Annotated in this window: 18 protein-coding genes, 1 other RNA gene and 1 pseudogene; 7 read left to right on the top strand and 13 right to left on the bottom strand. The window is 38.5% G+C overall.

Annotation, left to right across the window (positions count from 1 at the left end; translation table 11 throughout):
• Positions 1-98: 98 nt before the first annotated feature.
• The 5 genes from ssrA (at position 99) to H8S90_RS17030 (ending at position 3,450) form a co-directional block, all read left to right on the top strand.
• Positions 99-465: a transfer-messenger RNA gene (gene ssrA / locus H8S90_RS17050) on the top strand.
• Positions 466-668: 203 nt separating this feature from the next.
• Positions 669-965, top strand: coding sequence for a thioredoxin (trxA, locus tag H8S90_RS17045; protein WP_187339058.1), 297 nt, complete (start codon positions 669-671; stop codon positions 963-965).
• A 204-nt stretch (positions 966-1,169) separates the two neighbouring features.
• Entirely contained in the window at positions 1,170-1,532 is a 363-nt protein-coding gene (locus H8S90_RS17040; RefSeq protein WP_187339057.1) for a PleD family two-component system response regulator, read from the top strand.
• 54 nt (positions 1,533-1,586) lie between these two features.
• Positions 1,587-2,654: a DNA polymerase IV gene (gene dinB, locus H8S90_RS17035; protein WP_187339056.1), complete on the top strand. Its 1,068-nt coding sequence runs from the start codon at positions 1,587-1,589 to the stop codon at positions 2,652-2,654.
• 148 nt (positions 2,655-2,802) lie between these two features.
• On the top strand, positions 2,803-3,450 hold the full coding sequence (locus H8S90_RS17030; protein ID WP_187339055.1) for a porin family protein: 648 nt from the start codon (positions 2,803-2,805) through the stop codon (positions 3,448-3,450).
• Between the two features lie 103 nt (positions 3,451-3,553).
• Here the strand turns inward: H8S90_RS17030 and H8S90_RS25945 are convergent, their stop codons facing one another.
• The 12 genes and pseudogenes from H8S90_RS25945 to H8S90_RS16975 all read right to left on the bottom strand — a co-directional run bounded on the left by H8S90_RS25945 (position 3,554) and on the right by H8S90_RS16975 (position 14,009).
• Positions 3,554-4,144 carry a transposase gene (locus tag H8S90_RS25945; RefSeq protein WP_222852120.1) on the bottom strand — a complete coding sequence of 197 codons (591 nt, stop codon included), beginning with the start codon at positions 4,142-4,144 and terminating at the stop codon, positions 3,554-3,556.
• On the bottom strand, positions 4,145-4,453 hold the full coding sequence (locus H8S90_RS25940; protein ID WP_222852119.1) for a transposase: 309 nt from the start codon (positions 4,451-4,453) through the stop codon (positions 4,145-4,147).
• Positions 4,454-4,627: 174 nt separating this feature from the next.
• Positions 4,628-5,281 (bottom strand): IS3 family transposase, encoded by a 654-nt coding sequence (locus tag H8S90_RS17020; protein WP_187339054.1) that lies wholly within the window; start codon positions 5,279-5,281, stop codon positions 4,628-4,630.
• Complete coding sequence (locus tag H8S90_RS17015) at positions 5,260-5,457, bottom strand: transposase (protein WP_187339053.1); 198 nt, start codon at positions 5,455-5,457, stop codon at positions 5,260-5,262. The genes H8S90_RS17020 and H8S90_RS17015 overlap by 22 nt, the downstream gene beginning before the upstream one ends.
• Before the next feature lie 32 nt (positions 5,458-5,489).
• Positions 5,490-5,789, bottom strand: coding sequence for a transposase (locus H8S90_RS17010; protein ID WP_187339052.1), 300 nt, complete (start codon positions 5,787-5,789; stop codon positions 5,490-5,492).
• Positions 5,790-5,846: 57 nt separating this feature from the next.
• Positions 5,847-6,434: pseudogene (locus tag H8S90_RS17005) on the bottom strand (transposase); the annotation flags it as partial.
• Positions 6,435-6,574: 140 nt separating this feature from the next.
• Positions 6,575-7,828: a sulfate adenylyltransferase subunit 1 gene (locus H8S90_RS17000; RefSeq protein ID WP_187339051.1), complete on the bottom strand. Its 1,254-nt coding sequence runs from the start codon at positions 7,826-7,828 to the stop codon at positions 6,575-6,577.
• Positions 7,829-7,891: 63 nt separating this feature from the next.
• On the bottom strand, positions 7,892-8,797 hold the full coding sequence (gene cysD / locus H8S90_RS16995; RefSeq protein WP_187339050.1) for a sulfate adenylyltransferase subunit CysD: 906 nt from the start codon (positions 8,795-8,797) through the stop codon (positions 7,892-7,894).
• Positions 8,798-8,810: 13 nt separating this feature from the next.
• Positions 8,811-9,512 carry a phosphoadenylyl-sulfate reductase gene (locus H8S90_RS16990; protein ID WP_187339049.1) on the bottom strand — a complete coding sequence of 234 codons (702 nt, stop codon included), beginning with the start codon at positions 9,510-9,512 and terminating at the stop codon, positions 8,811-8,813.
• Positions 9,513-9,516: 4 nt separating this feature from the next.
• Positions 9,517-11,055: a TSUP family transporter gene (locus tag H8S90_RS16985; RefSeq protein ID WP_187339048.1), complete on the bottom strand. Its 1,539-nt coding sequence runs from the start codon at positions 11,053-11,055 to the stop codon at positions 9,517-9,519.
• Complete coding sequence (gene cobA / locus H8S90_RS16980; protein ID WP_187339047.1) at positions 11,030-11,818, bottom strand: uroporphyrinogen-III C-methyltransferase; 789 nt, start codon at positions 11,816-11,818, stop codon at positions 11,030-11,032. The genes H8S90_RS16985 and cobA overlap by 26 nt, the downstream gene beginning before the upstream one ends.
• Positions 11,819-11,915: 97 nt before the next feature.
• Positions 11,916-14,009, bottom strand: a complete 2,094-nt coding sequence (locus tag H8S90_RS16975; RefSeq protein ID WP_187339046.1) for a HEPN domain-containing protein — start codon at positions 14,007-14,009, stop codon at positions 11,916-11,918.
• 329 nt (positions 14,010-14,338) lie between these two features.
• Between H8S90_RS16975 and H8S90_RS16970 the strand changes: the two genes are divergently transcribed.
• Positions 14,339-14,893: a hypothetical protein gene (locus H8S90_RS16970; RefSeq protein ID WP_187339045.1), complete on the top strand. Its 555-nt coding sequence runs from the start codon at positions 14,339-14,341 to the stop codon at positions 14,891-14,893.
• Here the strand turns inward: H8S90_RS16970 and H8S90_RS16965 are convergent.
• Positions 14,890-17,109 carry a BamA/TamA family outer membrane protein gene (locus tag H8S90_RS16965; protein ID WP_255501639.1) on the bottom strand — a complete coding sequence of 740 codons (2,220 nt, stop codon included), beginning with the start codon at positions 17,107-17,109 and terminating at the stop codon, positions 14,890-14,892. The genes H8S90_RS16970 and H8S90_RS16965 overlap by 4 nt on opposite strands.
• 125 nt (positions 17,110-17,234) lie before the next feature.
• Here H8S90_RS16965 and H8S90_RS16960 point away from each other — a divergent pair, with 125 nt between their 5' ends.
• Complete coding sequence (locus tag H8S90_RS16960) at positions 17,235-17,978, top strand: RNA methyltransferase (RefSeq protein WP_187339044.1); 744 nt, start codon at positions 17,235-17,237, stop codon at positions 17,976-17,978.
• Positions 17,979-18,023: the final 45 nt, after the last annotated feature.

Raw genomic sequence — 18,023 nt, 5'->3', positions numbered from 1 at the left:
AATTCCAAGTCCGGAATAAAATAATATTCCACACCAAAAGCAACATGAACACATTATTTCAATAAAAAATGCGTATATTTGTATTTTGCGTAATCAATGGGGTCGACCGGAATTGACAGGATGGAGACGGTTATGTAAGCATGCAGTGCATTGTTAGTCTAGCACTTTAATCTGAACTTTCAACTTTTTAAATGGCGAAAATAACTACGCCTTAGCTGCCTAATTTAGAATTAGCATAGCTTTTGTTCCGCTGTATTCTGCTTCGTAATATAGCGTCAGGAGCATCGATTAACGAAGCTAGTTGGTTCAGAGACGTGATGAATCAATGAAATAAAACGTCTACGGAAAACAGTACAGGTAAGCAGCCGACCTTCTATTTCCCGACAATTAAACGGAAGCTAAGCATGTAGAAAGCATAAACAGTACCATGTTTGGACGAGGGTTCGAATCCCTCCGACTCCACAAATTTAAAAGCATTAATGAAAGTTAGTTGTCGTTATTTTTTAGAGTTCTGAACGAACATTTAGATCTCGACAATTAGGAAGATTGGTTCAGAAGTTTCAATGTAACGCTATAACATAATAAACCACGAGTAATCGTATAAAATTTTACGTTCATACGGTAGGTAAAGCTATATTTTTACTAAATAGATAATTGGGAGGATAACTATGTCAAAATTCTCGGATTTGATTAACGGCCAAACACCTGTATTAGTTGACTTTTATGCGGAATGGTGCGCCCCCTGCACAGCCATGACTCCGGTTATGAAAGAAGTAAAGTCTTCCGTAGGAGAAAAAATTATCATTCTGAAGGTAGATGTAGACAAAAACCCGAGAATTTCTTCGGCTTTCAGGATTCAGGGAGTTCCAACGTTTATACTTTTTAGAGAGGGTCAAATAAAATGGCGACAGAATGGTGTTGTGCAGAAATCTCATTTAGAACAAGTAATACGGCAATATCTTTGACAAATTCCTAAAATTCAAAACAACTGCGGTTCATGCTATTACTAGACAAATCGCTAAAATTAAAATAAATTAATAGTTAGTTTAAAAAAATTACATAGCATAAGGCCAAACACATTTTTTTTGTATAAATTAGCTTTCGGTGTTTCATAATAATTTATTCAGCTTACTTTATAGATAAAATAAACGTTTTTAAGATTACAGGTTATGCCAAACAAGATACTGATATTAGACGACGATGAAGATATACTTTATTTCTGTTCGGTAGTTTTTGAGAACCTCGATTTTGAGGTAGCATCATCTCCCCACAGCAATAATATTATAGAGCAGGTCGAAAAAGCAAGTCCTGATATTATTTTGATAGATAACTGGATTCCCGGATTAGGCGGTGTGAAGGCTACCCAAGCTTTAAAGGCGACATTACATTTAAAAGAAATTCCTGTAATTCTGTTTTCAGCAAATAGCAATCTCCCTGCGTTAGCAGAAGAAGCCGGTGCTGATAATTATCTTAAAAAACCGTTTGACCTTGACGAGCTGGAAAGCTTAGCATTATCGCTATTAAAAATATAAGTTAACACAACATTAGTATCGACAATCTACTAATGCAATTTTAAAAGTACCTTGATGGAACCTCGAAAGATTATTCATATAGACATGGATGCCTTTTATGCTTCCATAGAACAACGAGATAATCCATTATATAAAGATAAACCAATTGTAGTAGGTGGTTTACCTGATCAACGCGGTGTGGTTGCAACAGCAAGTTATGAAGCACGTAGGTTCGGCATACGTTCTGCCATGTCTTCCCGCAAGGCATTAGCCCTTTGCCCTCAATTAATTTTTGTTAAACCGAGGTTTGAAGTGTATAAGCAAGTTTCTAAACAAATACGCGATATATTTAAACGGTACACAGATTTTATTGAACCGATGTCGTTAGATGAAGCATATTTAGATGTTTCCCAAGATAAACTAGGGATATGTTCTGCGATCGAAATAGCTAAACAGATAAAAGAAGCTATCAACGATGAACTGAACCTCACAGCATCTGCTGGTATTTCTACTTGTAAGTTCATTGCAAAAGTAGCGTCCGACCTGAATAAACCTAATGGGTTGACCTTTATAGGTCCATCGAAAATTGAAAACTTTATCGAAAATCTACCTGTCCAAAAGTTTCACGGTGTTGGAAAGGTTACTGCACAAAAGATGAATAAATTGGGTATTTATACTGGTGCTGATTTAAAGCACCTCACTAAATACGATTTAGTTAAACATTTCGGCAAATCAGGAAATTTTTACTTTGATATTGTCAGAGGTATCGATAATAGACCAGTTCGTCCGTTTAGAAAAGTAAAATCTGTTGGAGCCGAAGATACCTTTAATACAGACTTGTTTCTCATAAGCGAAATTATTGACGAATTAAAAATCATAGTGCGGAAAGTTTATGACAGACTGCTTTCTAAAAGCTTAAAAGGGAATACGATAACTGTTAAAATAAAATTCAGCGACTTCAAACAGATCACACGCAATTACACGCATATTGCTCCGCTGTCCAGTATAGAACAGATAGAAAAGTACGCCATTGACCTCCTACATGCAGCACCCATAAACGGCAAAAGTATACGGCTTTTAGGAGTTGCCATTTCCAATTTTTACACCAATAAACCATTGAAAAACCAACTCTCGTTGTTCTAAACAGACCATTTCATGTGTACTGTCTTAAAATAAGTACATCCCTTTCTCTAAAACCGTCAACATAAAAACCTGTTTATTAATCGGTTACAACTTTTGGCGCATCAATTGCATATATTGTAGATATAACAAATAAATAAAAAATAAAACCATGAAAAAATTATTATTATCTTTAATAGCAGTATTATTAACTAGTAGTGCAACATTTGCCCAACAAGAAATGGGATTTGGTTTAAAAGCGGGAGTTAATTTTCCTAAATACAACTTTTCGAGCAATGGAGAAAATATCTCCTCTACAGGCTCAACTACTAATTTTCATGTAACAGCATTTCTAGATGCTCCAATAGCAACAGACTGGTTTTATATCCAACCTGGCGTATCCTTGCAAGGAAAAGGTGCTAAGTTATCAGAAAATCAACTCGGCAACTATACTCAAAATACCATGTGGATAGAAGTTCCCGTCAACTTTGTCGCTAAATTTCCAACCGCAGATGCTGGCAGCTTCTTTTTAGGGGCAGGTCCTTATATCGCTTTTGGAATATCAGGCAAAAATAAATGGGAGTCTAATAATGGTGGTTCTGTTGAAACAGATATACCCGATTTTGAGTTTGGTGGAGATGGTGCCTTAAAGTCAACTGATTTTGGTTTAAATTTCATCGGCGGCTTTGAGTTCAGGAATGGATTAATGATTCATGGCGGTTATGGCTTAGGTTTAACCAATTTAGCTACTCGCTTTGACGGAACCGATATAAAACAAACAAACAGAGTTTGGACGGTTGGATTAGGCTTCAGAATATAGACTTTTTCTATAGATAGCTAAAAACAATAAGAAGGCGTCTAAAAAGGGCGCCTTCTTTCGTTTTGTATCTACCTGTAGAGTCTATCGGTTTTAGGATGTTACTCTATGCGACCAATGGTTGATAGCAGTAGTTTATCCATTTGGGGTCATAAATAAGGGGATTATTGTATTTAGGTTCGTTGTTTGGGCCTGACGAAGTTGTTTTCAGGAGCTTTTTCGACCATTTTCTCAGGTTATGCCCTATACACATCAGGGCGAACTCAATATCGACCTTTTCAAGCCCCCTCATGGTTAACCTGTTGAATCTGTTGTTGCTTTTCATCTGTCCGAAGACCGCCTCCACTTCTATGGGGCGTTTACTCCGGTGGTACTTTCCTGTTTCCGATGTTAGACGTTCGCGTGCCCTGGTCTTCAGTTCGTTCAACCGGTGGTTGACTTCGATGATCCTGTTTCCCTGCGCTTTATGGCACTGCCCCCGAAGCGGGCAGCCTTCACAGCGTTCGGCCCTGTAATAGCTCACCCGGGAACTATATCCATTGGTGCTTTTGCGTATTCCCTTACCGGCAAACTCCATCTTCTGTCCCATCGGGCACACATAGAAGTCCTGCTCTTTATGATAATACAGGTTCTGTAATAGAAAAGGATTGTTCCTCTGGTTGCGTTTCTGCTCTTTGTGGAAGTAATTATATTTCACTTAACCTTCTATGTTCTTTGATTCCAGCATTTCATAGTTCTCTTCACTTCCGTAACCGGCATCGGCCACCACCACATCGCTCTGCCTGTTATATTGATCTTCGAAGCTATCAAGATGGTCTTCCAATGTGGTGGTATCGGTGCTTGTCTGGTGGATACTGTAGTGGGTGATGAACTGTTCTTCCGTACTGATCTGCGTGTTGTAGGCCGGTTTGAGCTGCCCGTTCTGCATGTGGTCATCTTTCAGCCGCATGAAGGTGGCATCTTCATCGGTTTTGCTGTAACTGTTCCTTTCCCCCAGTGTAGCCAATTGCTTTTCGTACTTTTCCAGCCTTGGAAGATGTTCTTCCCGCAGCTTTTTAAGCTGTTTTTGGGTAGGTTTTGCTGTTGCTTTGAGCTTTTCGTTCAGTAAAGAAAGTCTGTCCCTGAGCTCATTGCTCTTAATAGGTTTGGGTGGAATTGCAACTTAAAATAGGAGACTTTTTTATGCTGCCATTTTCTCTTTTTCCAATAGCATCTCTTCGATCTGCTTAGGGGTTTTATATCCCAGGGCAGAATGTGTTCTTTTGGTATTATAAAAACCTTCAATATATCCAAAGATCTCCAATTTAGCCGATTGCTGATCGATGAATTTTCTATGGTAGATCATTTCAGCCTTTAGTGTCTTGAAAAAGCTCTCAGCTACTGCATTGTCCCAGCAATTGGCCTTCCTACTCATGCTTTGAAGTATCTTGTTTTTTACAATTACCCTCCTGAATTCATCGCAGGCATATTGGATCCCTCTATCCGAATGGAAGATAAGACCATCTTTGATACCTCGGTTTCTAATAGCCATTTTGATGGCTTGTACAGAAGTGTTTTTAGTCGTCATATCGGTGCTTAAAGACCATCCAATGACTTTTCTGTCCGCCAGATCGATAACCGTTGTTAGATAAAGCCACCCTTTGCCGGTATGGATGTAAGTAATGTCGCTAACCCATTTTTGCGATAGGGAATCCGCTGAAAAATCTCTTTGGAGGAGATTTTCAGCTATCCTATAACTATGGCTCGAATCTGTGGTCACCCTATATTTTTTCTTAACCTTACTTCGTATCCCATGTTTCTTCATCAATCTTGCTACGTAGCTTCTTGATACCATTTCACCTTTTTGTGCAGCTCTGCGGTTATCCGTGGGCTGCCATAGATATACTTACTGTCACTGTGTACCTGCTGTATTTTATCCACAAGTGCTTTACTGCGTTGTTCCCTGGGGGATTCGGGCCAAACCAGCCAACGGTAAAAACAACTGCTGCTAACGTTCAATACTTCGCACATCTTCTCTACGGAATATACTTCTCGGTTCTCCTTTATGAACCGGTATATGGACCGTCTCCCCTGGAGAAGATGGCTATGGCCTTTTTTAAGATATCGCGTTCTAATTCTGTATCTCTTAATTTCTTGCGTAAAATCCTTAACTCCTGCTCCTCCGGACTGATCTTGGGATTGTCAGGTAAAACCTTATTCCCATTATAACGTGGATTTCTACGCCATTTACTCAGTAAACTGGGGTCTATGTCTAATTCCTTAGCTACATCGGCTACAGATCCCTTAACAACGCTCAAATCGACCGCCATTATCTTAAACGAATCATCAAATTTTCTATGCATTTCTACAAATTTAAAATTACTGTCTAAATCTGTCTCGCTTTAAAGGTAGCAACTCCAGGGTGTTTCATCCCTGCCCAGTTCCGATTGGTCCTGTTTTATCTGTGATTCAATGTCCGAGAGGACCGACTGTATTTTATTTTCCAGTTTTGCTTTGTTCTTTTCCACCGAACCTTTCCATACAAAAGTGTAACGGCCTGCCGCCGATTCAATCTTTGTACCGTCTATGTACTGGACCTTTAGGCTTACATAGCCCAGTTCGGCAAGCAAACGGACAACATCGGCAAAAAGGGAATGGATATGCCCTTTAAGTCTTTTGCCACGGAAGTGGTTGATCGTTCGGTAATCCGGTGCACTGTGGCCCGAAAGCCACATGAAATAGATATTCTCCTGTAAGGCCTTTTCTATCCTGCGGCACGAATAGATGTTGCCCAGATAGGCATAGAACAGCACTTTGATCATCATACGCGGATGGAAACTGCTCGTGCCGCCACCTTTGTACTGTCCTATGATGTGGTCGATGTTCAGTCTGTCAACCACTGCATTTACCAGACGTACCGGGTGGTTCTCTGGGATCTTTGCAAAAATATCTTCCGGAAACAGGCTCGGACTGTTGGACGGTAATGCTTTGAATAGTATGTTTGCCATATTGTTTGGGTGCACCTAAAAATAACTGTTTTTTAGGACAAAAAATAAAAATCCCCGACACTTTTTCAGTATCGGGGATCTTCTATTAATAGGGCTTTTTAGACAGCTCCTTATTGTTTTATAACAATTTTCTCCCTTATCTAATAATCAAAGGCGACCCGAAACATCAACGCTCCAACGGTTAAATTGGTTCTACTATCAACTAAGATTGCAGAACCATTTGTTCTATTATCGTCATATAAATCAAAAGGTAATGCTTCTGCAGTCTTTAACCTCACCCTGCCTATATCATTGAGTTTAAATTCCTCCGCACTATGTTTCTCCAAGGTATTAATATCTACGTTATAGACAATTTCTTGAATCTTACAGCGTGTTATTTTACTATTATGCTGTATGAGATAGGTAATTGATGAATCCAATGGACGTGTATCCATCCAGCAAAGGTCTGCTTCAATTATCTGGCTTTGATAGGGCAAGTTCGTACTGTTGACAATAACGTCTCCTCGACTAATATCAATATCATCCTTGAGATGCATGACAATTGACTGGCCGGCATAAGCCTCTTCAGGAGACAGATTATACTGCTCTATCTTACTAACTACCGATGTTTGGCCAGACGGTAAAACAGTTACCTCATCATTTAATCTAAAAGTTCCACTAGCGACCTTCCCAGCGTACCCACGGTAATCATGCAAATCATCAGTTTGCGGCCGAACGACCCATTGCACTGGCAATCTAGCGTAGGCAACATCCAAAGTGGGTGTAACATCTACTTGTTCCAAATAATGAAGTAAACTTTTTCCCCGATACCAAAACATACGTTCAGATGTTTGCACTACATTATCGCCTTTCAAGGCGCTTACAGGAATGTAGGTAACTTCTTCCAAATTCAGTTGATGTGCTAACGCTTTATATTTCTGAATGATAGACCCAAACACCTCCTCACTATAGTCTACCATATCCATTTTATTTACACAAACAATTAAGTGTTTAATTCCCAGAAGTGAAACTAAATACGAGTGTCGTACAGTTTGTTCAACCACTCCGTTACGTGCGTCTATCAATACAATAGCTAAATCGGCTGTTGAAGCTCCCGTAACCATATTTCTGGTATATTGAATGTGCCCGGGAGTGTCTGCAATTATAAATTTGCGCTTTTCTGTTTGAAAATATTTGTACGCTACATCGATAGTAATGCCCTGCTCTCTTTCTGCCCTTAATCCATCGGTGAGTATAGCCAGATCTATAGTTCCGTCATCATTTTTACGATTGGAATTCTGTAATGCTTCCAACTGATCTGCCAGGATCGATTCGGTGTCATAAAGCATCCTACCAATAAGTGTACTTTTTCCATCGTCTACACTACCTGCCGTAAAAAATTTTAAAATATTCATTTTGTCAATTCAATTCCAATTAGTCATTCATTAATTTACCCACGTGAAGAATCTGATCATTTATTAAAAATAACCACCTTTTTTTCGATCCTCCATAGCCGCTTCCGAAACTTTATCATCCATTCTCGCGCCGCGCTCGCTAATTTTCGACTGACTGATTTCCGCAATAATATCGTCAATAAGCACGGCTTCAGATTCAACAGCAGCAGTACAAGTCATATCACCCACCGTACGAAACCTAACTTTTTTCCTTTCTATAAGATCGTCTTCGTCCATATTTAGAAAGGGTGAAGCGGCCATTAACTGGTTATTTCTGGTAATACATTCCCTTTCATGTGCAAAATAAATCGAAGGTAATGATATATTTTCGCGCTTGATATAATTCCACACGTCCAACTCTGTCCAATTACTGATCGGAAAAACGCGCACATTCTCTCCTTTATGGATCCGCCCGTTGTATATATTCCATAACTCTGGCCGCTGACGCTTTGGATCCCACTGTCCAAACTCATCTCTCACCGAGAAAATACGTTCTTTAGCCCGAGCTTTCTCCTCATCTCTTCGAGCTCCACCAATACACGCATCAAATTGATGTTTAGCGATGGTATCTAAAAGAGTGACTGTTTGTAATGCATTTCTACTGGCATTCTTACCTTTTTGTTCTATAACTTTACCTTCATCTATTGATTCCTGCACATAGCCAACGATAAGCCTCTCATCAATTCGCTCAATCATCTGATCCCTGTAACTGATAGTCTCTTCAAAATTATGACCTGTGTCGATATGTACTAAAGGAAAAGGGAACTTCCCTGGCCGAAAGGCTTTTTCTGCCAACCGTACCAAAGTGATGGAATCCTTTCCTCCTGAAAATAAAAGTGCAGGTTTTTCGAACTGACCGGCCACCTCTCTCAGAATATGAATAGCCTCTGCTTCCAGCTGGTCTAAATAATCTAACGTGTTTTTACTCATTTTATAAGGTATATTATGATTCTACGGTATGTAAACCGCATTCTTTTTTCGACTGATCCTCCCACCACCAACGTCCTGCCCTAAAATCCTCTCCTTCTCTAACAGCCCTAGTGCAAGGAGCACATCCTATACTTGGAAAACCTTTATCATGCAACGTATTATAAACAATGTTATGAGTCTGAATGAAAGACTTTACATCCGCTAAGCTCCAATCAAAAATAGGGTGGTATTTAATCATATTATTTCCCTCATCCCATTCCAAATTATCCATATGTTGCCTATTCGTTGATTGATCTGCACGAATACCTGTAATCCAACATTGATTACCTTCAAGAGCTCTCTTCAGCGGTTCAATTTTTCTTATGTAACAGCACTCTTTTCTATTACTAACCGATTCATAAAAGCTACTAGGGCCTTTAGTACTTACCATTTCCTGAAGAGAAGAACTATCCGGATAATATGCATAGATCGGCTTGTTATAAATTTCCAGGGTTCTATTCCAAACATAATATGTCTCAGGAAATAACCGACCTGTTTCTAAAGTAAATACCTTAATCGGTATATTGTTGGAAAATATAAGATGTGTTAACACTTGATCTTCCAAACCAAAACTTGTAGAAAAAACGATCTCATCCTTAAATTTATCCGATAAGAAAACCAAAGACTCGATAATATCTTTATTCGCTAATTCTTTTCTCAACAATGTTAAATCCATACCACTAAACAATTTTCATGATAAATACGATGACATTTCTTAAGCTTACCATCAAAACAATGATACCGACTAAAACCATGATGGTTTTTGCCGATATTCTATTAGACACTTTCGCCGCAATAGGTGCAGCTAAGGAACTCCCAATAACTAAACCCAATACCGCTTCCCAATAGGCTCCACCCAACATGGATATAAAGGTAATAGAACTTAAAATCGCAATAAAAAAGCGGGTTATTTTTACCGTACCGAGTGAAAATAAAGGGTGTCTTCCTCCTGCAATTAAACTCGACAACACAATAGAGCCCCATCCCCCACCAAATGCCGCATCAATAAAACCTCCAAAAAAGCCTAGTGTGCCTATCTTTTCAATTTTTTTCTGCTTTTTTCTTCGTTTAATATTAAAGGCTTTTAACAGAATAATTATCCCTAAAATACTCGTGTATATAGCCACAATAGGTCGTGTATAAGCACTATAATGTTCCAGTGACGATAATAGGTAAGCCCCAATTATAGCGCCAACAACCCCTGGTATAAGCAACAGTTTGAATAGCTTCCAATTAACGTTACCCATTTTATAGTGCATCCAACCTGCAATCCCGTTGCTCAATACTTCAGATAGATGTATTCCCATACTGGCAGGTGCAGGGGGAATTCCCATCGCTAATGAAAAAGAAGAGGACGTCACCCCGTATGACATGCCAATGGCCCCGTCTACCATAGCAAAGGTAAAACCTGCTGCAAGAAAATAATAAAATAACGGATCTACTTGTTGCAAAAACAGTTGAAAATCGGGCTCCCTATGCCAAAAAACAAATACACCTACAGCTATAGAAAACACGATAGCGGTCCATAAAAGCCATTTCAATTTAGCTCTTACATTTTTACTTTCTGTGGGAATAGCAAATGTGTCTTGTTCGTCAACTAAGGACGCGGTCACTGCATTTAACTTTTTAACTTTAAATGCGAAATCCCCTTTAAGCCGCAATCTCAATGCACTCATCTGCTGCAAGATATGGTCAATTTCCTCTGGAATACTCTCTTTTAAAACCTGTTTTAACCGCTTAGCAATAGTAGGTGATTTACCATTTGTAGAAATTGCAATCTTCAAATCTCCTTTCTTGACAATACTTCCTAAGTAAAAATCGCATAGGTCAGGTTTGTCAGCAACGTTTATTAATAAATTTCTTTCATGCGCTGCCACTCTTATAGTCTCATTCAAAGTATTGTCATTAGTAGCAGCAAGAACTAAATGCACTCCTATGAGATCTTCAGAATCAAATGATTTTTCAATTAACTCTAGCTGTGGATATTGTTTAACAAGCTCATATATTTCAGGTCGTATACTTTCAGCTATCAATTTGATTTTTGCCACATGGCTATTGTCAAGCAGAGCCACCAATTTTTCTAGCCCTACATTTCCTCCTCCCACTACTAATGTAGTAAGTTCATTCAACTTAACAAATATTGGAAAAAGTTGATTTCCCAATTCTTTTTTACTGTTAAACTGAATTATATTATCATCCTTCTCCAATAACTGAGGCATAATTTTTAATAACCTTCTTAAAAGCTGGATGTAATGAAACTACCTCGCCAAACACTAGAAGTGCCGGCGCACCGATCTGCGCTTCTTTAGACTTCTCTACAATATCCGAAACACAGCCGCATACCGTTTTTTCATTGTCCGTAGAGCCACTTTGAATAATCGCCACCGGCAACTGGTGTTTTCCTTCAGACATAAAAATAGCTACGATTTCCGACAATTTTTTTAATCCCATCAATACGATAACAGTTGCTTCAGATTGAGCTGCAATATAGATGTCTTTAGAAACGGTTCCTGATGCCGTTGTCCCGGTAACCACCCAAAAGCTTTCACTTAGGCCTCTATGCGTTACAGGTATTTGTTGTAATCCCGGTACGCCAATGGAACTCGATATACCAGGAATAACGGTTACTGGCACATCATGTTGCCGAGCAAATTCAAGCTCCTCATAACCTCTACCAAACACAAAGGGGTCACCACCTTTTAACCGAACTACATGGCCAAAATTTAACGCATAATCAATCATTAATCTATTTACAACTTCCTGCGAATAGGAATGATCGCCTGATCGCTTACCAACGTATACTTTAATAGCATGTGCAGGAACGTAGTCTAATAATTTATCTCCTATCAATGCATCATAAAGCACAACATCGGCACTTTCCAATGCTTTGAGCCCCTTCAAAGTTATCAACTCAGGGTCGCCTGGCCCCGCTCCCAATAAGGTAATACGTGCCTCCCTATATTCTCTTCCTTTACTTTTCATCCGTAATTTTTTTTTATCCATCGGTCGGATAGAGCCTGCATGTCTAAAATTTACATACTTCTATGTGGTAGAAAATGAAATTTTAAACATGGATATTTCATGATTGCAATACGGCGTCCCGTTTAGCTTTAGTTAGTTGTAAAAATTCAGCAGCCGCACGCACATATTCTTTTGCGAAAGAAACGCTAGGCTCATTTTTATTTACCTGCAAAATAAGATCTGCAAAGGTTTTATGGTTTAATTCAAACTCACCATTTTCAATATAATTCGTATCAAAATCTCTGATGATGTTAAATTGTGTGCTACCATTTATTCCCTTGTCTAAAAGCATTGCTTTGGCACCGCTGATAAACATGTTATATGCATGGTATATTGCATCAGACCACAATTCTTTCGTCAATGCCGTTTGTGCCCATGTCAATTTTTCGTCTGCTTCATATAAAAGAGTTGCAACTAAATCAATTACTACTCCCGCACATTCACCAACACCAATAGCTGTTTTAAAGGTTTCTTCATGTCCCCAATCTACAAATTCTTCTTCTTTCAGTGCACTTAAATCTGCTAATGGCTTTAATAATTGATAAAAGTAATCTTTACTTTTTCTATCGTAATATTGGTGAAAACCTTCATTTTCAATACTGTTTTGCTTAAAGTCGTTTAACAAGGTCCTTAGCACATCTGTAGCGCGCTTCGATGGAGTTTTTATTACCCTTTCGGCAACTCGCCCAATACCATCACCAACAGTGCCTCCACCCAGCATTACCTGAACAGCCGGTACTACCTTTCCTGCAGCCTTCAACGAACTACCATGAAAGCCTATCTCCGCTAAACCATGTTGACCACAGGAATTCATGCAACCGCTTATCTTTATTTTAATATTTTTCTCAAATATAAATTCAGGGTATTCTTTATAAATTACGTCTTCAAGCACCGCAGCCAAAGTCATACTGTTTGAAATCCCTAGATTACACGTATCTGTTCCTGGACAGGTCGTAACATCTGCTAGGCTATCAAACCCACGTTGTGTAAAACCAATGCTGTGTAATGCATTATAAAGTGCAGGTAAGTTTTGCGCAGGAACAAATTTTAGTAGAAGACCCTGATTTTGGGTAATACGAATCTCGTCAGCCACCAAGGGTTTAATTAGCGATATAAATTTACGCGCCACATCTGTTTTAATGTCGCCAACCAACACTTTTATATAAACGCCGTAAAAACCCTTTTGCTTCTGTTCAAATACATTGGTATCTAACCACTGTTGATAATGTAGTTCATTATCTGGGCCGGCCTTCTGTTCTGCTGCGATCGGTACTACAGGTAAACTAACGGTATCCCTGTCGATTATATATGATTTGGATTTAACAGCAGTTTTTTCTTCATCAATAAGCTTTAAAACTTCATCTAATCCGAACTTCTGAATCAGATATTTCATACGTGCTTTATTGCGATTATTACGTTCTCCATAACGGTCAAAAACTCGTATAACAGCCTCAATAAACGGTATAATCTTGTCTTCGTGCAGAAAATCATAAATAGGGTGTGCAAGAATCGGCTGTGCACCAAGCCCTCCACCAATTAATACCTTGAACCCTCGTTCACCGTTTTCATTAACCTTAGGTATTAAACCAACGTCATGTACATAGCTAAATGCAGTATCTTTATTGCTAGAAGAAAAAGCTATTTTAAACTTCCTACCCATTTCCTGACAGATAGGGTTTCTTAAAAAATATTCGAATACAGCCTGGGCATATGGTGAGACGTCAAAAGGTTCTTCTGGATCTATACCCGCTGTTGGAGAAGCAGTTACATTTCTTACCGTATTCCCACATGCTTCCCGGATCGTAATATCATCTTGCTCCAATTTAGCCCACAACTCCGGTGTACGGTCAAGACTAACATAATGAATCTGTATATCCTGACGAGTAGTTAAGTGCATGTTACTACTCCCGTATTCATCGGCTATATCAGCTATACGTAAAAACTGCTTAAAACTCACCTTACCGAAAGGAAGTTTTATACGTATCATCTGCACACCTGGCTGTCGCTGGCCATATATTCCTCTGGCTAACCTCAAGCTTCGAAATTTCTCCTCATGAATAGTCCCTTCGCGAAAAGCATGTATTTTCTTTTCGAGATCTATAATATCCTGCTCAACAACCGGATTCTCTAATTCAGTTCTAAAACTCTGCATTTCTTTACACTTTCATTAATACTAGGTCTCGCCCTCTTCTGTTTAAAAATCATCAACAATATACAAACAATATTAAAAATATCGAAATTTATTATGATTTTGTATTACAAGTCGATAATAGATACAAGGAGCAAATATATAAAGTATATAGTATTAGTAGTATATTGAACAGCTGATTTTTTGAAATTTTTACACAATCTAAACAGCGCCGAATGGTTTTGATAAGAAAAGTTTTATTTTTTTTGCCGCTTAACTATATTAGCGCAGTTTTTAGTAGGTTTGGTACTGCCGTTAATATATGTCAGAAGAATTTATAAAGTGACGCCCTCATGAAGCCAACAACTAGGTGTTTTATTTTTCATTTGATTTTACTGTCGACACTCACGCTCTACAGTCATGCAAAAGGCTCAAAATATGCACTCGATAATTTTATTATTAAAGAGAACTTAATCAAGAACGATAAATTGGCGATTATTGCCTGCGACTCTTCTGATCAGCCTAGCGATCGGATAAGCGGTACGTTCAATTTCACTATTAATGGTTTTAAACAAGCATTAGTATTTACTGATGGCGTCGCAATAGCCCCACAGGAGATTGATAAATCTTCTTTTGTTTTTCTTAAACATCAAAATCAGAATGGCATACACACCAAATTATACTATGTAGTCAAAAGTGATGACGGTCTCAAACCGATAAAAATAAACTGGATGTTGTTGTTGATTGTTCCACTTTGCATTATCATTATTGCAAGCATTTACAAACGTCTTCTTTTAATTGCTCTTATTGCATTGCTCGCCATTGCTTACTTTAATTACAATAAGGGATTGAGTTTTGAAGGTATATTTGAGACCATATACCACGGTATACGCAATATAGTTTTCTAAAAAGGCATGCCTATTCCAAAATTGTATTGAATAAAGTTATAGCGGTCTGGATTATTTGACTGAAGATAACTATCTTTAAACTCCCTACTATTAAAAAGTTCAGTTATCACCCACTGTTTCTCACCTTCAAACTGCGGATCCTTGACTTTAACGCCCGCATCAAAACGGAACACAAAATAATCCAGGTCAAACCGTAACCCTGCCCCCGCTCCAATAGCTATCTGCCCCAGAAATTTATCAAGTTTAAATTCTCCTCCCGGATTTTCCTCTGCCTCCCTCAGTCGCCAAATATTACCAAAGTCAGCAAACGTTGCGCCTTTCAGTTTCGCTCCAAAAAAACTATTTAACACTTTAAATCTATATTCAAGGTTTCCCGTGATCTTTATTTCACCTAACTGGTCTAAATTTCTAAGTCTCGATCTCAATTCGTCAGATAGCACAGCTCTATTATAATTTCCGGGTCCAAGTGTCCGAGCTTGCCATGCCCGTATATCATTCATCCCTCCACCGAAAAATTGCTTTTCAAAGATCAAGAATTCCTGATTGTTACCAAATGGAACACCTACCCCTGAATTTATTCTTCCAACAAATTGTCTTTCTCCTCCTAAGTGCCGATACACTCTAAAATCAACTTCTGCTTTTACATATTGTAGATACGGCACATTCAAAACCGTATTCTGTCCGATGTCATTCTTTTTAAAGTTTATGATCTTGCTCAGAAGATTCAACGTGTTTCCGCTTAAATCCAAAGCGCCTCTAAAGAACAAAAAATTATCGTAAGTGGTAAGGCGCAATGTATTATAGGTATAGGCATACTGACTTCCAATACCAAAATAGGCTCGGTCATTACTTTGAACGTAAAGCTCATAACCCGAACTTTGAAGGGTATCTCGAAAGATAGGATCCAACCTTCCCAATCGATATTCTAACGCCAACGGTGTAACGCTATGCAATTTATATCGGGTGTCGTACCAATTATAGGATACTGAATTAATAACATACCTATTGCTATAAGTATTTAACTGGTCAAATATTTGCCAATTTGTCGAAAAAATGGTGTGAGGCATACCGTTTTTTCCCATTACTGGTATCCGGAAGGGAACAATCAGACGAGGAATAGTAAGATTTGCCCCAAACTGAAAGTCTCTATTCCATACCTTATTCCAAAGGGGGCCACTTAAACGTGGATCGAACAACACGCCATATCGAGCCTTAATCTCTAAATGCTCGGATCCTCCAAATAGATTTCTATTGGTATAAGTATTTCCAATATTGAATCCGCTTCTACCCGATGCAAAAGTATATTCTCCTTCTACTCGGTTAGCCATTCTTTTTAGTGGAATGAGTTCATAGTTAACGATGAGACTCGTAGAATCTTTCTTCTTGTAGGTTGTTCTAACTCCTCGGAAGCTGTTCAGCTCATACAGTCTGTCATAAGTTAGGTTCTCCCGATCTATATCAAAAACATCCCCCCTCCTAGGGTAGATATAACGCGCTAAGGTCTTTGCCTTAAACCGTCCTGAAAAGTCATCGATAACTAGCGCTCCGGGCAGAATGCTTTTATTTGCTAAACTATCGCCATATTCACCTTCACTGTCCTTGATGACCACATAGCTACTATCTATTTCGAAAACAGCATGAGCTTCCCTATCTTCAGGATTATCAATAAAAAGACGGAGGTCGGCCTGACTAGTATTTAAATTAGTATCTACTTCAAACCGTACATACTGTCTCACATAATCGTAGTAGCCCTTACGTTTCATTAAATTATAAATCGTTTCGCGTTCTTTGGCCAACGAATCTGCATCAAAACGCATCCCACTTTTTAAAGAAGAATAATAGTTGGAATACGCGTCATAGATTTCATCAACTTTACGATCTACAATTTCTTTCTCGATGTTTCTAACACGAAATACACCCCCTTGCTGAACATCAAATACCACATGGGCTTTTTTTCTTTTTTTGTATATGCTACTTTGCACCCTGGCGTTAAAGTATCCTTTGGCTGCTAAAAATCGCTGAATTTGCATTCTAGAAATTTCAACCAGCGAACTATCGAGCAAGCTGGGAGGCTCCCCTACGTTTCTAACTTTATCAGTTCTGTATTTACCCCCTTTACTGTTTGCAAAATTGTAGATGAATAAGTTAATAGATGAATTAGGTCTGATATCACGCTGTATATATTCTTCCGCTTGGTCTTTAAACTCTTTATTCACCCCATTTAACTTGATTTTTGTAACTAGTGCCTGATCATCGCTTAATAGTCTTGTAGACCGACAAGATGAGGTAAATAGCAACAAAAACGTTATAATTGCAAATAAAAATAAGTTAAACAATCGTGATGCTCCCAAAGTCTCAGCTTCAATTTATTAAATCATTACACCATAAAAAGTTCAGAAAAGAACACGGACTTTTTATTGTTGAAGGTATTAAGTCCATAACGGAATTTCTGCAATCAGATTATACTGTCCATCATATTTTCCATTCTTCAAACCTAGGGCCAAAAATCGACATTTTTTTGAAAAATGTAAAACTAAATACGATAACTGAGAGAGAATTAGCCGCTATAAGCACCGTTAAAACTCCTCAAGGTATACTTGCGCTCGTTGAAATACCCTCTGATGAACCTATCAATTACAATCAATTAAGTGGCAATTTCACTTTGGTTTTAGACACTATTCAAGATCCGGGAAATATGGGTACCATTATACGAACAGCCGATTGGTTCGGCATACATAAGATAATATGTTCAGAAAACACCGTTGATATATTCAACCCCAAGGTTGTGCAAGCCACCATGGGATCCTTAGCTCATGTTTCGGTCGTATATACCAATCTGACAAGCTTTTTATCCAACATCAACGTACCCGTCTACGCAACATTATTAACAGGTCAATCCATCTATAAAACCGATTTTGGCAACGAGGGAGTGATATTACTTGGAAATGAAGGAAGTGGTATCAATCAAAACTTATTACCGAACAATACTATCGGTATAACTATTCCGCGATACGGAAGCGCAGAGTCGCTGAACGTTGCATTATCTACCGCCATATGTTGTTCAGAGATAAGGCGGAGAGAATAAGTCCACATAAAATTTGAAAAAAATTAGTAAAACAATATTATTTTA

Source organism: Olivibacter sp. SDN3, assembly GCF_014334135.1.
In the GTDB taxonomy this organism is placed as follows: domain Bacteria; phylum Bacteroidota; class Bacteroidia; order Sphingobacteriales; family Sphingobacteriaceae; genus Olivibacter.
This window is presented reverse-complemented; position numbering and strand designations above follow the sequence as displayed.